General features: G+C 57.3%; 17 protein-coding genes, 1 tRNA gene and 3 riboswitches. Of the genes, 9 read left to right on the top strand and 9 right to left on the bottom strand.

Annotated features, from left to right (window positions below):
- Window positions 1-23 precede the first annotated feature (23 nt).
- The 7 genes from N7220_RS11705 to N7220_RS11675 form a co-directional block, all read right to left on the bottom strand.
- A complete protein-coding gene (locus tag N7220_RS11705) occupies window positions 24-614 on the bottom strand; it encodes a hypothetical protein (RefSeq protein WP_283147702.1) in 591 nt (196 codons plus the stop codon).
- Between the two features lie 157 nt (window positions 615-771).
- Complete coding sequence (locus tag N7220_RS11700) at window positions 772-1,353, bottom strand: 50S ribosomal protein L25/general stress protein Ctc (protein ID WP_283147701.1); 582 nt, start codon at window positions 1,351-1,353, stop codon at window positions 772-774.
- A gap of 137 nt (window positions 1,354-1,490) precedes the next feature.
- Window positions 1,491-2,441 (bottom strand): ribose-phosphate pyrophosphokinase, encoded by a 951-nt coding sequence (locus tag N7220_RS11695; protein ID WP_283147700.1) that lies wholly within the window; start codon window positions 2,439-2,441, stop codon window positions 1,491-1,493.
- Window positions 2,442-2,502: 61 nt separating this feature from the next.
- Window positions 2,503-2,579, bottom strand: a tRNA-Gln gene (locus N7220_RS11690).
- A gap of 19 nt (window positions 2,580-2,598) precedes the next feature.
- Window positions 2,599-3,519, bottom strand: a complete 921-nt coding sequence (gene ispE, locus N7220_RS11685) for a 4-(cytidine 5'-diphospho)-2-C-methyl-D-erythritol kinase (protein ID WP_390901490.1) — start codon at window positions 3,517-3,519, stop codon at window positions 2,599-2,601.
- Window positions 3,501-4,055, bottom strand: coding sequence for a lipoprotein insertase outer membrane protein LolB (lolB, locus tag N7220_RS11680; RefSeq protein ID WP_283151434.1), 555 nt, complete (start codon window positions 4,053-4,055; stop codon window positions 3,501-3,503). Before lolB ends, ispE begins: the two co-directional genes overlap by 19 nt.
- Window positions 4,055-5,734 carry a tetratricopeptide repeat protein gene (locus N7220_RS11675; RefSeq protein WP_283147699.1) on the bottom strand — a complete coding sequence of 560 codons (1,680 nt, stop codon included), beginning with the start codon at window positions 5,732-5,734 and terminating at the stop codon, window positions 4,055-4,057. Before N7220_RS11675 ends, lolB begins: the two co-directional genes overlap by 1 nt.
- 286 nt (window positions 5,735-6,020) lie before the next feature.
- Between N7220_RS11675 and mutM the strand changes: the two genes are divergently transcribed.
- From mutM to N7220_RS11655, 4 genes are all read left to right on the top strand, one after another.
- Entirely contained in the window at window positions 6,021-6,836 is an 816-nt protein-coding gene (mutM, locus tag N7220_RS11670) for a bifunctional DNA-formamidopyrimidine glycosylase/DNA-(apurinic or apyrimidinic site) lyase (RefSeq protein WP_283147698.1), read from the top strand.
- A gap of 115 nt (window positions 6,837-6,951) precedes the next feature.
- The gene (locus N7220_RS11665; RefSeq protein WP_283147697.1) at window positions 6,952-8,961 is read left to right on the top strand and encodes a dynamin family protein; all 2,010 of its coding nucleotides are present in this window, start codon (window positions 6,952-6,954) and stop codon (window positions 8,959-8,961) included.
- Between the two features lie 153 nt (window positions 8,962-9,114).
- A complete protein-coding gene (locus tag N7220_RS11660) occupies window positions 9,115-9,876 on the top strand; it encodes a copper homeostasis protein CutC (protein WP_283147696.1) in 762 nt (253 codons plus the stop codon).
- Window positions 9,877-10,126: 250 nt separating this feature from the next.
- Window positions 10,127-10,534, top strand: a complete 408-nt coding sequence (locus N7220_RS11655) for a hypothetical protein (RefSeq protein WP_283147695.1) — start codon at window positions 10,127-10,129, stop codon at window positions 10,532-10,534.
- 321 nt (window positions 10,535-10,855) lie between these two features.
- Here the strand turns inward: N7220_RS11655 and ahcY are convergent, their stop codons facing one another.
- Complete coding sequence (gene ahcY / locus N7220_RS11650; protein ID WP_283147694.1) at window positions 10,856-12,286, bottom strand: adenosylhomocysteinase; 1,431 nt, start codon at window positions 12,284-12,286, stop codon at window positions 10,856-10,858.
- A gap of 97 nt (window positions 12,287-12,383) precedes the next feature.
- Window positions 12,384-12,448, bottom strand: a riboswitch (S-adenosyl-L-homocysteine riboswitch).
- 192 nt (window positions 12,449-12,640) lie between these two features.
- Between ahcY and N7220_RS11645 the strand changes: the two genes are divergently transcribed.
- The 5 genes from N7220_RS11645 (at window position 12,641) to N7220_RS11625 (ending at window position 18,944) form a co-directional block, all read left to right on the top strand.
- On the top strand, window positions 12,641-13,156 hold the full coding sequence (locus N7220_RS11645) for an REP-associated tyrosine transposase (protein WP_283147693.1): 516 nt from the start codon (window positions 12,641-12,643) through the stop codon (window positions 13,154-13,156).
- A 154-nt stretch (window positions 13,157-13,310) separates the two neighbouring features.
- A riboswitch (glycine riboswitch) is annotated at window positions 13,311-13,408 on the top strand.
- Between the two features lie 114 nt (window positions 13,409-13,522).
- Window positions 13,523-13,638: riboswitch (glycine riboswitch) on the top strand.
- A gap of 53 nt (window positions 13,639-13,691) precedes the next feature.
- Window positions 13,692-14,837 carry a glycine cleavage system aminomethyltransferase GcvT gene (gene gcvT, locus N7220_RS11640; protein ID WP_283147692.1) on the top strand — a complete coding sequence of 382 codons (1,146 nt, stop codon included), beginning with the start codon at window positions 13,692-13,694 and terminating at the stop codon, window positions 14,835-14,837.
- A gap of 122 nt (window positions 14,838-14,959) precedes the next feature.
- The gene (gene gcvH / locus N7220_RS11635; RefSeq protein ID WP_390901489.1) at window positions 14,960-15,346 is read left to right on the top strand and encodes a glycine cleavage system protein GcvH; all 387 of its coding nucleotides are present in this window, start codon (window positions 14,960-14,962) and stop codon (window positions 15,344-15,346) included.
- 96 nt (window positions 15,347-15,442) lie between these two features.
- The gene (gene gcvP / locus N7220_RS11630; protein ID WP_283147691.1) at window positions 15,443-18,304 is read left to right on the top strand and encodes an aminomethyl-transferring glycine dehydrogenase; all 2,862 of its coding nucleotides are present in this window, start codon (window positions 15,443-15,445) and stop codon (window positions 18,302-18,304) included.
- A 172-nt stretch (window positions 18,305-18,476) separates the two neighbouring features.
- Entirely contained in the window at window positions 18,477-18,944 is a 468-nt protein-coding gene (locus tag N7220_RS11625) for a DUF1203 domain-containing protein (protein ID WP_283147690.1), read from the top strand.
- 40 nt (window positions 18,945-18,984) lie between these two features.
- On the opposite strand, the gene N7220_RS11620 is transcribed toward N7220_RS11625, so the two are convergent.
- Window positions 18,985-20,082 (bottom strand): sulfate/molybdate ABC transporter ATP-binding protein, encoded by a 1,098-nt coding sequence (locus N7220_RS11620; RefSeq protein WP_283147689.1) that lies wholly within the window; start codon window positions 20,080-20,082, stop codon window positions 18,985-18,987.
- Between the last annotated feature and the right edge of the window lie 19 nt (window positions 20,083-20,101).

Here is a 20,101-nt window from a genome sequence, read left to right as displayed (position 1 = left end):
CACGCCAACCCGCAATGGCCAGATCACTTGGGTGGGGTTAGCGTCAGATGACGCACCACACGCGCATCGCCGCCCGGGCTTAGAAACAACGCGCTGTTTTGGGCAATCTGCGGTGACGCAATCGCCACGCGCCAGCCGCCAAACCACGCCCAGCCACTGTCTTGCTGCACCAGGCGCCAGTCACCCGTCCAGGTCGGCTTTTGATCTACCCGCTGCGCCCACTGCATTTGCCCCAGATGATCGGACAAGGTCACCAGGTAATGACGACCATCAGCATATTGCGCCACTCGCCAGCCAGGCCAGCTGCCGAGCAGATTCAGTGTGACGGTGCTCAATGGGGCGGTTTCAATGGCTACATCTGGCAATGCCACTTCTTGCAACAAGCTGAAGTTGCTGTCGAAATCCACGTTGCGGGAATAAAACGGCGAATGCCCCCAGCGCGGGCCAAGCCAATACGTAAACAACACCAACGCAAGCAGCGCCATCGCACCACGAACTAGTGGGCGTTGTCGCGGTGACAGCACCGGCATGGAGGCCAGCCATTCCAGCGGGCTGCTGCGATATCGCTGGTAGATATCGGTCCGGCTATCGTTTTCCTGTTCGCTCTGATACATCGTCATCCTCGGTATTGTTTGTTGATGTTGTTTTCAAACAATAGCAGGACGGTGTCAGGTCTAGGTAGGCACGCTTGGTCAACCGGGCAGTATGGGCATAAAAAAACCGGCTGGTATAACCCAGCCGGTTTTTAACAACGTACAGAACAGCTGCGAATTAATCGCTGCCCTTCGGTGCGTTGTAGTTGGCCACTGCCAGATCTTCGCCGCGAACCAGGGACATCAGTTCGACGCCTTCTGGCAGCTTCAGATCGGACAAGTGGATGGAACCATTGCCAGCGCCCATGTTGCCCAAGTCGACTTCAATGAATTCCGGCAGCTTGGTTGCCGAGCAGCGAACCAGCACTTCGTTCAGGATGTAACCGATCGAACCACCGTCCAGCTTAACGCCAGGAGCGATTTCAGCGTTTGCAAAGTGCAGAGGCACCTTCATTTCAACGCTGGTGGATTCGTCAACACGCTGGAAGTCAACGTGCAGAATTAGTTGCTTGAACGGGTGGTATTGCACCGAGCGAACCAGAACCTGTTCGGTAGCGCCGTCCACAACCAGCTTGATCAGCGCGGTGTGGAAAGCTTCTTCTTTCAGGGTGTACCACATGCTGTTGTGATCGAGTTCGATCGCAACCGGGGTTTTGCTGCCACCGTAAACAATCCCAGGCAGCTTGCCGGTGTTACGCAGGCGGCGGCTCGCACCGGTACCCTGCGCCACGCGGGCCTGGGCTTGAATTTCGTAAGACATGGTTGTTGCTCCATTTCATGTTAACACTTTGCCACCCGCGACCAGACTGGCAAAGGACTTGAGGGAAAGCCCCTCAAATGACGAAGCGGCGAGTAGGCACCAGCCCGCTCACCGCTGTAAAAATCTGTACTACCGGATCAATCTACAAACAGCGAAGAAACGGACTCTTCGTTGTTGATCCGGCGCATGGTCTCTGCCAGTAACCCGGCAATCGACACCACACGAATCCGTTCACACTGGCTGGCCGCTTCAGACAACGGGATGGTATCTGTTACCACCACTTCATCCAGTTCGGACTGCACAATGCGCTCAACCGCTGCACCCGAGAACACCGCATGCGTAGCATAAGCGATGACGCGAGCGGCGCCATGGGCTTTCAACGCTTGCGCGGCTTTCACCAGCGTGTTGGCGGTATCGATCATGTCATCGATGATCACGCAGGTACGACCGGTGACATCACCAATGATGTGCATCACCTCGGCCACACCAGCCTTCGGACGACGCTTGTCGATAATGGCCATGTCGGTGGTCAGTTGCTTGGCCATGGCACGCGCGCGCAGCACGCCGCCGACGTCCGGACTGACAACCATCAACTGGTCGTGATTCTTGGCACGGATATCGGCCAACAGCACCGGTGTGGAGTAGATGTTGTCGACCGGGATATCAAAGAAGCCTTGAATCTGGTCGGCGTGGACATCTACCGTCAGCACACGATCAACGCCAGCTACTTGCAACATGTTGGCGATGACTTTGGCAGAAATCGGGACACGTGCGGAGCGAGGGCGGCGATCTTGCCGGGCGTAACCAAAATACGGTATCGCCGCAGTGATGCGACCGGCTGAAGCGCGTTTGAGCGCATCGACCATCAGCATCACTTCCATAATATTGTCGTTGGTAGGCACGCAAGTTGACTGCAGGACGAAAACGTCGCGACCGCGAACGTTCTCCAGCAACTCGACTGTCACTTCACCATCGGAGAAGCGGCCAACAGTGGCTCGCCCCAACGAAATATCCAGGTGATTGACGACGCTTTCGGCAAGCTTGGGATTAGCGTTGCCGGTAAATACCATGAGGCTGTCGTAAGCCATTTTTGTGCCTTGAAAAAACGAAAAGCGTGTAACTGGTGTACACGCTTTTCTATCTTCGAACTGGCAGGGGAAGAAGGATTCGAACCTTCGCATGTCGGAATCAAAATCCGATGCCTTAACCAACTTGGCGACTCCCCTATCGAAACTGCTGATCTACCTACTCATCAGCAAATTCGCTTAACTCGTGCCGCTTGAGTGACCTCGCTGTAAAACCGGTCATCTCGTCAGGAAGCCGGGATATTACACGATCCGCGGCGCTTTGTGAAGCGCATTTCGTGAAAACGCAGCTTCCTGATCCAGTCATCCGCGCATCCCCAAACTGGCTTAGCCAATCCAGAAATTCAGCAATCTGCGGATGCTGACTCACTGCCACCGCCTGCAGATCGTTCCTGCTTGCAGTGGTGTTGAGGTCGCGCAGTTTGAGGGAGGGAGTGTTTCTTGTCAAGCGTTCATCTTTAAAAATTGCTGGTGTCGACACGTGCACAGGCGGATGCAGCACGACATACCAAGCTTCAGGCGTGGTGATTTCCTGCATGATTTCGCCGATACCTTCAACAAACGCGTTGCGTCCGAAGATGAAAAATGGCACGTCGGCACCCAGCGCCAAGCCAAGCCGCATCAACTGCGCCCGTGACAGATTCACGCCCCACAACCGGTTCAGCGCCAACAACACCGTCGCCGCATCTGAACTGCCGCCGCCCAGACCACCGCCCATGGGAATGCGCTTGTCGACGCGGATATCCACGCCTTTGGTATAGCCCGTTTCCTGTTGCAGCAAACGGGCCGCGCGCACCGTCAGATCGGTTTCGGCCGGAACACCGGACAGCGGATTGTGATGAATCACCTGCGCGTCATCGCGTAATCGCAAATGAATGGTGTCGGCCAGATCAATCAGCTGGAATACCGATTGCAGCAGATGGTAGCCATCTGCGCGCCGTCCAATGACGTGCAAAAACAGATTGAGCTTGGCCGGCGCAGGAAAGGCTCGCCAGCCCTCTGCCGATACCGGAAAAGCCGACAAGAGCGTCGAATGAGAAGAATTGGAAGAAGACACGGAAGTTACGGTTGCCATTGCCAATCAGATACCACAATACGCAGATCAAGCCCGTCACGGCTTGCATGAACTCGATAAGGCAGCTTGCCTTGCACACCCGCATCACGCAGGTCAGTGGCGTCAATCTGCCAGCCACTTTGCACAATATGCACGCCACCGTCGGGAATAACCGTGACCTGCGCGGGCACCGCAGGGTCCGGCTTGCCACGCAACCACCAGCGCATACCCTGCACCGGCAGATTCCAGCCGGTGCGCTGTTGCAGCAGGTCCTCGGCACTTTGAGCGACCGTTTCTTTGCCGCTGGAATCTTGCAGCTTTGCGCTATCAGCGGTGAAGGTCAGCCGGGCGACAGTCTGACCCAGCGGTGTACCCAGGTCGAGCGCGGCTTGCTGGCCATCATCACGCCAGGTGAAATTGGCCATTTGCGAATCGTTGGGCACTTTTACCGCCACCCGGCCGGTCGCGACCAATTCACCCGCTTTGGGCGCTGCCGGCGGCGTGGCACAGCCCGCCAGCAGCAGCACGGCACCAATCAACAGCCCTGTGGAAAACCGCCGCATCACGGTTTGCCGATTTCCTGGCCGATGGCGATAACCGATTCGTTATCCGGGTCCAGCTTTTGCGCTTCAGCCAGCACCTTGTGGGCGTCGCTCTTGTTGCCCAGTTTGAAGAGCGTTGCCGCCAGATGCGCGCCCACTTCCGGATCAGGCATGGCCTTGTAGGCTTTGGTCAGCAAATCGCGAGCCTCGGCCAAACGATTCTGCTTGTAGCGCAGCCAACCCAGGCTATCGAGGATCACCGGGTTTTCCGGGTCCAGCGCGACGGCTTTTTCCAGATAACCATTGGCTTCGTCGTAGCGATCCGTGCGGTTGGCCAGCGTATAGCCCAACGCGTTCAGACCTTGTGCGCTACCTGGTTGCAGCTCCAGATATTTATGCAAGTCGGCCTCGGCGCCCGGTACATTGTGCTGCAGATCGGCAATCAGCGAGCGCTCGTACAGCAGATCAGCATTCTTGGGCTGCTTGGCAATGGCCGCCGTCAGCACGGCATAGGCTTTGTCGTAATTCTTGGCTTCGCGGTAGATTTGCGACTCAAGCAATGCCTGCTGGGTTTGCTGCTCGGTAGTCAGCGCCACGTTTTCGTGGACCAGCGCCAAAGCGGCGTCGGTTTTGCCAGTGCGCGCATACAAACGGATCAAGCGCTGGTTGGCGGCATCGCGCATATCGCCTTCAACGCTTTGATACCAGGCAATGGCATCGTCGTAACTATTACGTTCTTCGGCAATCTGGCCCAGATAGATACGCAGGTTATTGGTTGTACGCGGGCTTTTCTTCACTGCCGCATTCAGCCGGATTTCTGCAGTCTGCAGGTCATGTTGCTCTAGCGAAACCAGGCCAGAACCAACCAGCGCTTCCAGGTTATCGGGCTGAACCTGCAAGACGCTGTTATACATCTGCAGCGCTTCTTTCATTTGCCGGTTCAGCACCAGTTCGCGCGCCAGCGCATTGCGGATGGGCAGCGAATCCGGATTCTTTTGCAGCGCACTGCGCAAATAATCAACACGTACTTGCGCAGGCTGATCTGACATCAACTGCACCCGGTAGAGCACCGCTGGCTCCCAGCCCGGGCGGATGGCCTGAGCCGCGTCGACTTCCTTGATCGCATCCGGCACACGCTCGATATTGGCGTACGCCACGGCGCGAGCAAAATGCGCTTCCGGCAAATTCAGATAAGGCGTGGTGACTTCTTCGGTGAGCTTGGCGGCAGCTTTGCGGTCTGTGTTTTTGTCCCACAGCATGTGCATCTGCATAAAGAACGACGGCACATCTTGCGGCTTGGCTTTGAGCAGCGCCTCCAGATGCGGCTTGGCTTCGTCCAAGCGGTTGGCACGTAGCAGCAAACTCAGCATGACTTGTTGCGGGCCGACGGCGTTGGGCGAGGCATCGATCCACTGGCGTGCGGAATCCATGGCCAGATTGAGCTGACCCGCGCCAATGGCGACTTCGGTCGCACGTTTGGCCACGCGTGGATCATGGGTGCGCTTGGCCAGATCGTTCCAGGTTTGCGCTGCCAGCCCAGGCTGGCCACGTTGCAGGGCGATGTCACCCACCAGGAAGCGCATCACCAGCTCGTCGCTGAGCTCCATATTGGGCAAAGGGCCATCGGCATTGGCATCGGGTGCAGCCGCCGCAGCGGGGGCACTTGCAACGGCGGCGGTTTCTGCCGGCGGCCGCCCCATTGATGCGCAGCCGGACAGCACTAACAGGCTCAGACAAATGGGGGTAAGGATCAGCTTCCGTGAAAACGGCAGGGGCATGGCACAGTCCGGCGGGTAATGGAATGGGCGTCGTCTGCAAAGATGAGCGCGCAGGCGACAGATTGCTTTGACTACTTCATATTAAGGTAAATTCTGGCGGGAAGTCCAAGTTGCAAGGTGACGCGCACTGAGGATTTTCGCTGCCCATTGTGATATGCCTGTTGAATAACCATCTAACTATCAATTTTCTGTTCACTGGTCCGCCTTCATGCCTGAACTGCCGGAAGTAGAAACAACCCGCCGCGGCATTGCCGACATTCTGACTGGCCAAGCCATTGAAACCGTCACCGTGCGCGACCCGCGCCTGCGCTGGCCGGTGCCGGATCACCTGCAACAAACATTGCAGGGCCAACGTGTGCGCTCGGTGGAGCGGCGCGCCAAATATCTGTTGATTGGCTTTGAGCACGGCACGTTGATCGTGCACCTGGGCATGAGCGGCACCCTGCGCGTTGTGACCGCGGCCCGCGCAGTGGAAAAGCATGATCATGTGGATCTGGCCCTGGAAGACGGTCGCATCTTGCGTTATCGGGACCCGCGCCGCTTTGGCTGCATCCTGTGGCACGAGCAAGCAACGGCGACGCATCCATTGCTGGCCAGTCTGGGACCGGAACCTTTATCCGACACTTTCAATGCCGACTATCTCAAGCTGCAGCTCGCCCGTCGGCAAGCCGCAATCAAGCTGGTCATCATGGATCAACATGTCGTCGTTGGCGTGGGCAATATCTACGCTTCCGAAGCTTTGTTCCGCGCACGTATCGACCCGCAAAAACCGGCAGCCACACTGAAGAAACGCGAAATTACCGCGCTGGTTGACGCCGTCAAGGCCACACTGGCAGATGCCATCGCGGCGGGTGGCACTACCCTGCGCGATTATGTCGATAGCAGTGGCAATACCGGTTATTTTCAATTGCAAACCTACGCCTATGGCCGCGCTGGCGAGCCTTGCCGGGTCTGCAATTCGCCAATTATGGAAATCCGCCAGGGCCAGCGCGCAACATTCTTCTGCCCGAACTGCCAGAAATGACTGATTCCATTATCATTCGCCACGCTTTAGTGTATTAATCACGTTATCAAAAAACGATAGTATTGCGCGCGCAAAACCGCCGCACAGCCAGCCCGCACCGGGCATGAGGATTGAGATGAGCACCGACTACCTCCACCGCGATGAGATAGCCGTGAACGATGTAGATAGCACAGACCGTCTGGCCGGAGATTTCCAGGCCTACAGCGCATGGCGTGGCCAGTTGTCGCAACGCGTAGCGCAATTGTCGCGCTGGTTGTCCGAGCAAGACCTGGAAGACGCCCAGACGCAGATCCGTATTCAGTCGCTGCTGGAAAAACTCAAAGACGACAAATTGAATATTGCGTTTGTTGCCGAGTTCTCGCGCGGCAAATCCGAACTGATCAACGCCATCTTCTTTGCCCATTACGGCAAACGGGTGCTGCCTTCATCGGCGGGCCGCACCACCATGTGCCCGACCGAAATTCTTTACGATGCTTCGCGCCCACCTTCGATCCAGCTGTTGCCGATCGAAACCCGCGCACAGAACGTCACCACCAGCGAATACCGCCGTTACAGCGACGAATGGGCCACCACCGAGCTGGATATCAACAATGCCGACTCCATGCTGGCGGCATTTGGCCAGGTCGGCCAGACCAAGCGCGTGTCGACTGAAGTCGCCAAGAGCTTTGGCTTGTTTGATGAAGATGATCTCGATCAAGTGATCGCAGTTGGCGCTGACGGCACGGTAGAAATTCCGGCCTGGCGTCATGCGGTGATCAACTTCCCTCATCCGCTGCTGGAACAAGGCCTGGTGATTCTGGATACGCCAGGTCTGAACGCGATTGGTACCGAGCCGGAACTGACGCTGAACCTGCTGCCCAACGCGCATGCCATCCTGTTTATCTTGTCTGCCGACACCGGCGTGACCAAGAGTGATATTGATGTCTGGCGCAACCATATCGGCAAGAGCCAGGCTGGCTCGCGTGGCCGTCTGGTGGTGCTGAACAAGATTGATGGCCTGTGGGACGAACTGAAAACCCAGGCGCAGATTGATGCCGAAATCGCCCGCCAAGTCACCGGCACCGCCACTTTGCTGGGCGTAAACGCCAATCACGTGTTCCCGGTTTCCGCGCAGAAAGCTTTGGTCGGTAAAGTCCAGCATGACGAAGCGCTGCTGGATCGCTCGCAACTGATGGCACTGGAAGCGGCGCTGTCGGGCGAACTGTTGCCGGCCAAGCAAGATATCGTGCGCGACAGCACCATCACCGAAGTCGATGACATCGTGCTGGCGACACGCAGTTTGTTGTCTACCCGTCGCACCAGCTTGCTGGAGCAACTGGACGAACTGGGCCGTTTGCGCGGCAAGAACCAGGACGTGGTCATGCAGATGATGGACAAAGTGCAGACCGACAAGCGCCATTTCGAACAAGGTCTGGTGCGTTTCCAGGCGCTGCGCAGCATTTTCAGCCAGCAAACCAACCAGCTGTTGTCGCTGCTGGGCATGGATGCACTCAAGGCCGAGATCGCCCGTATTCGCGATGAAATGGAACGCAGCTGGTTCTCGTTTGGCGAAGGTGGCTTGCGTTCGACCATGGAACGCTTCTTCAAAGACACCAACGCCAATATCGCCAGTTCGGCCGAGCAGGTTGCCGAAATCCAGGCGATGATGGCCGCCATGTACAAGAAATTCAGCGAAGAACACGGCTTGGGCCAAGTCACCCCACCACCGTTCTCCACGCTCAAGTATCACAAGGAAATCGCCCGCCTGGAGAAATCGTTCCGCGAGCATTTCAACACTGTGGGCAAGCTGCTGACGACCAGTCAGGGCCGCATCACCCGCAAGTTCTTCGAAACCGTCGCCAGCCGTGTGGTGTACGTATTTGAAGTGGCTAACCGTGATGTCGAAAACTGGCTCAAGGCAGTGATGGCGCCGATGGAAACGCAAGTGCGCGAGCATCAACTGCAATTGCGCCGCCGGCTGGAAAGCATCAAGCGCATCCATAAAGCCACCGACACGCTGGAAGGCCGCATTGAAGAACTGGAAGATATGGATCGCCAGCTCACCAACCAGATGAGCGACCTGGATCAACGCCATCGCCAGATTCTGGCTGCGTTGAACAGCGAGTTTGTGCGCCTGGCAGCCTGAGCCGCTGCCAATCTGCCGTAGCAATATTGCAGGATTTTGCAGTTAGACTAACAACGCCCGCAGGGTCATCCTTGTGGGCGTTTTTGCTTTTTCCCCTCCCGCTGCGTGTCAGTTTCGTTTACGCTTGCCCGACCCAATACAGGAGTGATCACCATGGCCAATCAAGACATTCTGCTGGAAATCTGCGCCGGCTCTGTGACCTCTTGCCTGGCCGCCCAGGAAGGCGGCGCCAGCCGGGTGGAGTTTTGCGACAACCTGCTGGAGGGCGGCACCACGCCTTCGCATGGCGCCATTGCTGCCGCACGAGACCGCCTGTGGATCACGCTCAACGTGATCATTCGCCCGCGTGGTGGCGACTTTCTGTATTCGGATATCGAATTTGAAGTGATGCGCCGCGATATTCTCGCCTGCAAAAAACTGGGGGTGGATGGCGTGGTGATTGGCCTTTTGACCGCCGATGGCGATATCGATGTGGCCCGCACCAAGCAGTTGGTCGAATTGGCCATGCCGATGCAAGTGACTTTCCACCGCGCTTTTGATGTTGCCAAAGATCCGCTCAAGGCATTGCAGGACATCATCAGCACTGGTTGCAACCGCTTGCTCACCTCCGGCCAGGCCCCCAGCGCGCCAGAAGGCGCAGAAATGCTCCGGCAATTGCGCGAAGTCGCCGGTAACAAGCTGGTGATCATGCCCGGTGCTGGTGTGCGCGTGAACAATATTGCCGATCTGGTGCGCGCTACCGGCTGCAGCGAGTTTCACACTTCAGGCCGGGCGCCCTTTCCCAGCGGCATGCGTTATCGCAATGAGCACGTGAAGATGGGTGCGCCAGGGCAGGATGAATACGCCATCGTCGAGACATCGGCCCTGCTGGTGCAGGAAATCCTCGCCAATGCCCGTGGCGCGCTGGCCGGATAAACCGGCTTTGCACCCACGCTCAAAACCCGCCCGCCATGCTTGATGTATTACTGGAAGTTGTTCTCGAAACTACTTCTCAAAATTAAGCAAACGGGCGGTTTGCAATCCGGTTGACGTTAGTACCATTTGTTTCTCCTGCGACACACACACTCACATACAAGCGGTGCGGCGCATGTAATCCTGCAGTTGTGGACGGGCCAGACAACAACCCGCCCAGTATCCCCACACAAGATTACTTTGGAGAAACACCATGAAAGCCCTGATCGCTATCGCAACTGCTGCTGGTTTCCTGTTTGCTACCCCGGTCTTCGCAGCGGATGCCAGCGCACCTGCCGCCAAGACTGCACCGGCAGCGGCTTCCACTACCGCTCACCATCACAAAGCTTCGACTAAAAAGCACAGCACCAAGAAGACCACAGCTTCTGCTGCTTCGTCGGTAGCTCAAAAGGCTCAAGCCAAACACCACAAGGCCAGCAGCGCATCCAGCGCCCACAAGGCCAAGGCACCAGCGGCTTCCGTAGCGCAAAAGGCTCAGGCTAAACACCACAAGGCCAGCGGCGCTTCTTCTGCAGCACACAAGAGCACCAAGGCATCGGCTGCACAAAAAGCCCAAGCCAAGCATCATCATCACAAGCACCACGCCCACCACAACGCTTGATCAACACAGCGTTCGGTAAAAAGCCCCATCCAATTGATGGGGCTTTTTGTTTTGGCACCGCCAGCCAGCTATTTGCTGTCAGCGCGATCAGAGTGGTGTGTTCATGTAAACCGATTGGGTCGAAAACCCGTCTTGTTGTAAAAGCGGATGGCGGTTTCGTTGAACGCAAACACTTGCAGATAGAGCGTTACCGCACCTTGCTCCTTTACCCATGTTTTTGTCGCTGCCACACCAGTTAGCCGCCTGTTTGGCAGACAAAAAAACCGGCCCCCTGATGGAGGCCGGTTGGTGTGCGCTTTGGCGAAACGCCTTCAAGGCAAATCAATACCGGTAGTGCGCAGCCTTGTACGGACCATCCTTGGGCACGCTGATGTACGCAGCTTGCTGGTCGGTCAGCGTGGTCAACTTCACGCCGATCTTCTGCAGATGCAGGCGTGCGACCATTTCGTCCAGGTGTTTTGGCAACACGTACACGCCCACCGGGTATTGATCCAGCTTGGTGAACAGTTCGATTTGCGCCAGCACCTGGTTGGCAAACGAATTGGACATCACAAACGATGGGTGGCCAGTGGCGCAACCCAGGTTCACCAGACGACCTTCAGCCAGCAAGATGATGCGTTTGCCGTCCGGGAAGATGATGTGGTCGACTTGCGGCTTGATGTTTTCCCACTCGTACTGACGCAGGCTGGCAACTTCGATTTCGCTGTCAAAGTGACCGATATTGCAAACGATGGCGTTGTTACGCATGGCCTTCATGTGTTCATGCGTAATCACCGACACGTTACCGGTGGTGGTCACGAAGATATCGCCTTGCGATGCGACATCATCCATGGTCACCACGCGATAGCCTTCCATGGCCGCTTGCAGTGCGCAGATCGGGTCGATTTCGGTAACCCAAACAGTGGCGCCCAGGCCACGCAACGATTGCGCGCAACCCTTGCCCACATCGCCATAACCCAGCACCACAGCCACTTTACCGGCGATCATCACGTCGGTAGCGCGCTTGATGCCATCCACCAGCGATTCGCGGCAGCCGTACAGATTGTCGAACTTGGACTTGGTGACCGAGTCATTGACGTTGATGGCCGGGAAAGCCAGCTTGCCTTGTTCGTGCATCTGATACAAACGATGCACGCCGGTGGTGGTTTCTTCGGTCACGCCGGTAATGTGCTTCAGGCGAGTCGAATACCACTTCGGATCTTTAGCTACTTGCGCCTTGATCGCGGCGTACAGCACTTCTTCTTCTTCGTTGGTCGGGTTAGCCACGACCGACAAATCAGTTTCAGCACGTGCGCCCAGATGCAGCAGCAGGGTTGCATCGCCGCCGTCATCCAGAATCAGGTTGGCAAATTCGCCATTGGGCCATTCAAAGATTTGATGGGTGAACTGCCAGTATTCTTCCAGCGATTCGCCCTTGAACGCGAACACTGGCGTGCCCTTGCCGTTGTGGCCATTGGCGGCGATACCGGCAGCGGCGTGGTCTTGCGTCGAGAAAATATTGCACGACGCCCAACGCACTTCAGCACCCAGCGCTTGCAGGGTTTCGATCAGCACGGCGGTCTGGATGGTCATGTGCAGCGAACCGGCAATGCGCGCGCCCTTCAGTGGCAGCGTGCTGGCACCTTGTTCACGTACGGCCATCAGGCCTGGCATTTCAGTTTCGGCAATGCGGATTTCCTTGCGGCCCCAGCTCGCCAGCGAGAGATCGGCAACGTGGAAATCGGTAAATTTGGTATCAGCCACAGCGTTCATGTGAACGTCCTTTACGTTGTGGCCGGTTCGGGGCGGGGTGAAACATCACCTGAAAACCTGCATGGCAAGTTTGAGCCCGTGTCCGGCACGGTTGTTCATCAGGTGAGCGCCGTTGAAACTCCGGGCCTGGGATGAGAACACATCTCGCAGCGCTCCCCGGAAGTGGGCGGATTATAGCAAAACTCACTCGTTGCGCATGCGACAGCATGCTGAACGGGAATCGCAAGCTGGCTACATCACCGTAGGGCGGGTGCAACCCGCCACGATTGCCACGCTAGCTCCATGAACTACATCAAATCCAGATTAGAAATCCACGCATAGGCTCGACACTTCACATAGGCCGACCGTTCAGATATGTCCAACTACCTGCGAACTCAAATCCCCGGAGGCACCTACTTCTTTACTGTAGTCACAGAACAGCGGCGGCCCATTTTGACCAACGCGGATGTTCGCAAGGCATTGCACGTTGCCATTGTTGAAACACGCAGAACACGGCCATTTCGTATCGATGGCTGGGTACTTTTGCCAGATCACCTGCACTGCATCTGGACGTTACCTGATGGGGATGCCGACTTTTCCACTCGCTGGAAGAAGATAAAACGTGATGTTAGCGTAGCGTGTGCAGAAAGCTATCTGCAACACGATTTACTCAATCCACGCCGAAGGACAAAGGGCCACAGCACACTTTGGCAGCATCGCTTCTGGGAACACGCGATCGCCAATGAACAAGAATTCAAGAGCTATCTGGATTACCTGCACTGGAACCCGATGAAGCATGGATTGATCACCCGCATCTTAGACTGGCCGTGGTCTTCGTTTCACAGATATATGCAGCAAGGCGTCTATTCTGCGGATTGGTGTATTGCATAAAACCATTGCCATTCATCAACCGGCGGGTTACACCCGCCCTACTTCATATTCGCAGCGCCTTAGTAGGGCGGGTGCAACCCGCCACCTCCATGACATATTCCCCTTGACCCGCATGAACGGCAGTTGCCAAGCGGGCGTGGGCTGCGCATAATCCGCCCGTCATGCAGGAGAGTGTTTTGTCCGCAATGGATGAAGCCGCCGAAGGCGCAAGCGCACCCGCAATCGCTCAGGCAAAAGGACTGTATGACATCGGCCGCAAAGGCCGCTGAAGAAAAGGGTTAGGGCAAGACGCCAGGCCGCAGACAGTACTTTGCTGTACGGCAAGGCCGGGCAACGCAGCCATCACCTTTTTATTCAGTGGCGGGCTGGAAAAACTCTGGAGAGCGGCGCGGTTGTTGCGCGCACACCGAAGGGGCTAAGGGCGACAGTGCGTGCATACGCCATCGCCTGAAAATCTCAGGTGCCGGGACAGAGGGGTGTGGTAAGCCGCAGATACGGTGTACGTATTTGCAATCCACACGCCCAGGAAATCCCGATGACCGCTCCACGCACCCCGCTGCAACCCGACTCAAGCACATCCAGCGCCACTGTGGGGGTACCCCCGAGGGGTACACCGCTGTACCAATCCCACCTCGACGCTGGCGCGAAGATTGTCGACTTCGCGGGCTGGTCCATGCCGATTCATTACGGCTCCCAACTCAAAGAACACGAAATCGTGCGCGCCGATGCAGGCATGTTCGATGTTTCGCACATGGTGGTGCTCGATATCACCGGTGGCGATGCCAAGTCCTGGTTGCAAGGCATTCTGGCTAACGATGTGGCCAAGCTCGGTTACATGGGCAAGGCGTTGTATTCGGGCTTGCTGACGCCTGAAGGCACGGTGATCGACGATCTGATCGTCTATCTGGCCGAAGATGGTTATCGCATGGTGGTCAACGCCGGTACACGTGAGAAAGACCTGGCGTGGCTGCGCAAAACGAGCGAAGGCCGCGAGGTCATCCTGACCGTGCGTGATGATCTGGCAATGCTGGCGGTGCAAGGCCCCAACGCCATCAACAAGGTCTGTAGCGTCAAGCCGCAATGGGCAGATGCGATCCGCGCGCTCAAGGTATTCCAGGGTGTAGCGATGGGCGAATGGTTTGTGGCCCGTACCGGCTATACCGGTGAAGACGGCCTGGAAATAATGATTCCAGCCACCGAAGCTCCGGCATTTTTCTCGCAACTGATCGCTGCCGGTGTCGCGCCGTGTGGTCTGGGTGCACGCGACACGCTGCGGCTGGAAGCAGGCATGAACCTGTACGGCCACGACATGGATGAAACCATCAGCCCGCTGCAAGCCGGTATGGGCTGGACTATCGCCTGGGAACCCGCCAGTCGTGACTTTATTGGCCGCGCCGCGCTGGAAGCTGAAAAAGCCGCTGGGGTTGCCATGAAACAAGTCGGCCTGGTGCTGGAAGGCCGCGGCGTGCTGCGTGAAGGCATGCGAGTGGTGGTTGCAGGCGCTGGCGAAGGCGTCATCACCAGCGGCACCTTCTCGCCCACGCTCAAACACTCAATTGCCATCGCCCGCGTACCTGCCGCAGTCGGCAGCACCGCAGAGGTGGATCTGCGTGGCACACTGACGCCTGTGCGCGTGGTCAAGCTGCCATTTGTGCGCCTGGGCAAGAAGGTCTTTGACTAAATCAATCTGCGTGGCGAGCCGTGGGCAACGGCTCGCCCACTTGTAATCCGGATTTACTGGTTCTGAATTTTTCTGAAGCAGTAACAAGCATTTAAACCCATTTGAATCGAGAGAGAACCATCATGCTGGATATCCCTGCAGAACTGAAATACGCCGCCAGCCACGAGTGGATGCGCCTGGAAGCCGATGGCACCGTCACTGTGGGCATTACCCACCACGCGCAAGAATTGCTGGGCGATCTGGTGTTTGTGGAGTTGCCAAAAGTAGGCACGACGCTGGCTAAAGAAGAACAAGCTGGTGTGGTTGAATCCGTAAAAGCCGCGTCTGACGTGTACGCACCGATTGCCGGTGAAGTGGTCGCCATCAATACCGAACTGGAAGCAGGCCCGGAAATCGCCAATACCGAGCCGTACTCCGGCGGCTGGTTCTTCCGCCTCAAGCCGGCCGATGCCGCCGATCTGGACGGCATGTTGTCCGCCGAAGACTACGCCCGCGAACTCGGCGCGTAATACCTGTAGGGCGGGTGTAACCCGCCGCCGCCCGCCCTACATGTTTCACCCATTTGCCCTTGCCCACTTGCCGCAGCTTGCCTGGATTTGCCCTAAATGACGACGCTCTCAGAATTGTTTAACCACGACGATTTCATCAACCGTCACATCGGTATTGATGAAGCCGACGCTACCGCCATGCTCGCCACGCTGGGTCTGAAATCCAGCGCAGAACTGGTTGACCAAACCGTGCCTGCCGGTATCCGTTTCAACCAGAAGCTGGCCTTGCCGGATGCGATTTCCGAAACTGAGGCGCTGATCCGCCTGAAGGAAATTGCCGGCAAGAACCGCGTCAATAAATCGTATATCGGGCTCGGTTATCACCCCACACGCCTGCCTAACGTCATTTTGCGCAACGTACTGGAAAACCCCGGCTGGTACACCGCCTATACACCGTATCAGGCCGAAATCGCCCAAGGCCGACTGGAAGCATTGCTGAACTACCAGCAAATGGTCATCGACCTGACTGGTCTGGAATTGGCCAATGCTTCGTTGCTGGATGAAGCCACCGCTGCTGCTGAAGCCATGGCCATGGCACGCCGCGTATCCAAAGCAAAAGCCAACCAGTTTTTTGTGGATGAGCGTGTGCTGCCACAAACGCTGGATGTGCTGAAAACCCGCGCCGATCATTTTGGCTTTGAACTGGTGGTGGGTCATGCCGAAGCAGCCGGTGCCAATGAATACTTTGGCGTGCTGTTCCAGTACCCGGGCGAAAACGGTGAACTGGTCGATCTGACCGGTTACATTGCCGCCGCCAAGGCCAAGGGTGCCGTGGCGATTGTCGCTGCCGACATGATGGCGATGGTGCTGCTTAAATCCCCGGGCGAAATGGGCGCCGATGTCGCGATTGGCAACACCCAGCGCTTTGGCGTGCCTATGGGCTTTGGTGGTCCGCACGCCGCGTATTTTGCGTTCAAAGATGAAATGAAACGCTCGGCACCAGGCCGCATCATTGGCGTGTCGGTCGATGCCGCTGGCAAACCGGCACTGCGCATGGCGCTGCAAACCCGCGAGCAACATATCCGCCGCGAGAAAGCCAATTCCAATATCTGTACCTCGCAAGTGCTGCTGGCCAATATCGCCGGCATGTATGCGGTGTACCACGGCCCAGCGGGCATCAAACGCATCGCCGCGCGCATCCATCGCCTGGCCGCGCTGTTCGCCACCGGTGTGCAGCAAAGTGGCGGCAAGTTGGTGTTCAACAAGTTCTATGACACCGTGCAAGTCGATCTGGGCAGCAAGGCCGACTCCGTTTATCACGCAGCATTGGGCGCTGGCATCAATCTGCGACGCGCTGGCAACGGCGTGCTAGGCGTGGCATTCCACGAAAAAGCCACCGAGCGCGATCTGGAAACGCTGCTTGGCCTGTTCACCGGCAAAGTGTTTGATCTGGCTGATCTGGATAAGGCCGTCAGTGCCGACTTCATTCCGGCTGGGCTGAAACGTGAATCGGCCATCCTCACGCATCCGGTCTTCAACACCCACCATAGCGAGCACGAAATGCTGCGCTATTTGAAGAAGCTGGAAAACAAAGACCTGGCGCTGAATCACTCGATGATTTCGCTCGGCTCTTGCACCATGAAGCTGAACGCCACTAGCGAAATGATCCCGGTCACCTGGCCGGAATTTGCCGAGCTGCATCCGTTTGCGCCGGTCGATCAAACCACGGGTTATCTGGAAATGATCGACGGCTTGGCCGAACAACTCAAAGCCATCACCGGTTTTGATGCGATCTCCATGCAGCCGAATTCCGGCGCGCAGGGCGAATACGCCGGTCTGCTGGCAATTCGCCGCTATCACGACAGCCGTGGCGACCAGAAGCGTGATGTGTGCCTCATCCCACGTTCCGCCCACGGCACCAATCCCGCCACCGCCCAGATGATGAGCATGCGCGTGGTGGTGGTGGCGTGTGATGACAACGGCAATATCGATATCCCCGATCTGAAAGCCAAGACCGAAGAGCACGCAGCTGATCTGGCCGCGCTGATGCTCACTTATCCGTCCACCCATGGCGTGTTTGAAGAAGCCGTGAAAGAGATTTGCGATCTGGTGCACAGTCACGGCGGTCAGGTTTACATGGATGGCGCCAACCTGAACGCGCAGGTCGGGCTGTGTCGCCCGGCTGATATCGGTGCCGACGTATCGCACATGAATCTGCACAAAACGTTCTGCATTCCGCACGGCGGCGGCGGTCCGGGCATGGGTCCAATTGGCCTGAAAGCGCATCTGGCGCCGTTCATGGCCAGCCATGTGGTCACGCCGGTACCGGGCGCGCAGAGCGGCATGAGCGCGGTATCCGCCGCGCCATTTGGTAGCGCCAGTATTCTGCCGATCAGCTGGATGTACGTGACGATGATGGGAGCGGAAGGTCTGCGCCTTGCCACCGAAGCCGCGCTGCTGAACGCCAACTACATCGCCACCCGCCTGGCCGAGCATTACCCGGTGCTGTACACCGGCAGCAAAGGCCGCGTCGCGCACGAGTGCATTATTGATCTGCGCCCGCTCAAAGCTGCATCCGGCGTGACTGAAGTCGATATCGCCAAGCGCCTGATGGATTACGGCTTCCACGCCCCGACCATGAGCTTCCCGGTTGCGGGCACGTTAATGATTGAGCCAACCGAATCCGAATCCAAAGCCGAACTCGATCGCTTCATCGACGCCATGATCAGCATCCGTGCTGAAGCCGCCAAAGTGCAAAGCGGTGAATGGCCCGCCGAGGACAATCCGCTGCACAACGCGCCGCACGCCCAGGCGGACGTAGTTGGCGAATGGTCTCACCCATACAGTCGTGAGGTTGCGGTGTTCCCGCTGCCGTACGTGGCGACCAACAAGTTCTGGCCAACCGTGAAGCGCATCGACGATGTGTTTGGCGACCGCAACCTGGTTTGCAGCTGCCCGAGCATGGATAGCTACGCTTGATGTGGTTTGGTGTTTGATCTTCTTTGCAGAAATGAAAAGGCCTCCCGCTGCGGAGGCCTTTTCATGTAGGGCGGGTTGCACCCGCCCTACATGATTTCGCAGCAAGAACCGGATATCGATATACAGACGAGCCGGGCATAAAAGAGTCTCCAACTCCAAAGAGACTTTTATCATGGCTTTTCGCATTACAGGCGTCGACCCAACCCCGTTTACCCATCTTTATGGATTGTCTGACGCCGAACTCGCCATTCACGGCGCCGTGCGACGCATCGCCAACGCGCCATCGGGCTTTCCCGAACGCACGCAATTGCGCGATGCGTATGTGGGTGAGTCACTGCTGCTGGTCAATCACACGCATCAACCCGCCAACACACCCTACCGTTCCAGCCACGCGATATTCATTAGCGAAGGGGCTGAAACTGCCGCATCGGTGGTCGATACAGTCCCGCAGTCACTCGCCAAGCGGTTGATCTCATTAAGGGCGTTTGACGGCAACGATATGATTGCCACGGCAGATGTGGTCGAAGGTCGTGACCTGGCGGCTTTGATAGCGCGGTTCTTTGAGGACCCTCAGGTACGCTATCTACATGCCCACTACGCGAAATATGGCTGTTTTGCGGGGCTGGTGGAGCGGGCGTAGGGTGGGTTGCTGCACGAATCCACCCCACGTCAGTTGCGGATCAAATACCGCCGCCCGCGCTCCACTCGCCATTACGTTCCGGTGTGCGGCTGTTTTCCGGTACGTACACTCGTGCTTCACGTGGCAGCAGGTAGACCGATTCGCCCACTTGCCAGTTACCGGCCAGATGGCGCTCGCGGGTCAACTCGACTTCTACCGACTCCTGGTTGGCCACATCCACTTCCAGCCGAACCGTCGCGCCCAGCAGGCGAATATGGTGGACCACGCCTTGCATAGCACCTTCCCCTCCGGTACGGGAGAGGTCGATCTCGTGCGGGCGCACATAGACCACGGCTTTGTCGCCTTGCGCATCCGGTGCGGCAAAGCGGGCCTCACCGACTTGCGTCCAGCCGTCATGCACGCGGGAGTGGAACAGGTTCACATCACCGAGGAACTGGTACACGAACGGCGAGGCGGGTGTGTCATAGACTTGTGATGGCGAACCGAGTTGTTCGATCTTGCCTTTATTCATCACCACCACGCGGTCGGCCACTTCCAGCGCTTCTTCCTGGTCGTGGGTCACAAACACGCTGGTGATATGCATTTCGTCATGCAGGCGGCGCAACCAGCGGCGCAATTCTTTGCGCACTTTGGTATCGAGCGCGCCAAACGGCTCATCCAGCAGTAACACTTTGGGCTCTACCGCCAGCGCGCGCGCCAGGGCAATCCGTTGGCGTTGACCGCCCGATAACTGCGCCGGATAACGATCCGCCAGCCAGTCAAGCTGCACCAGTTGCAGCAAGTCATGCACTTTGCGTTTGATTTCAGCGTCGGATGGGCGCGTGTCTTTTTTGCGCACGCGCAGGCCAAAAGCGACGTTTTCAAACACGGTCATGTGGCGGAACAGCGCGTAATGCTGGAACACAAAACCAACATTGCGTTCACGCACGTGTTTTTCGGTGGTGTCTTCGCCATGAAACAGAATCTGCCCTTCGTCCGGCACCTCCAGCCCGGCGATGATGCGCAGCAGCGTGGTTTTACCGCAGCCAGACGGCCCCAACAGCGCCAGCAATTCACCGGTTTTCACTTCCAGATTGATGTTGTCCAGCGCCGTGAAGTTGCCAAAGCGTTTGGCGATATTGCGAATTTCGATACTCATAGGTGTTCCTGTGAGGTTT

Source organism: Silvimonas soli, assembly GCF_030035605.1.
GTDB classification, from domain to species: Bacteria; Pseudomonadota; Gammaproteobacteria; order Burkholderiales; family Chitinibacteraceae; genus Silvimonas; species Silvimonas soli.
The sequence above is the reverse complement of the archived record's forward strand: the minus strand, read 5'-3'. Positions and strand labels throughout refer to the sequence as shown.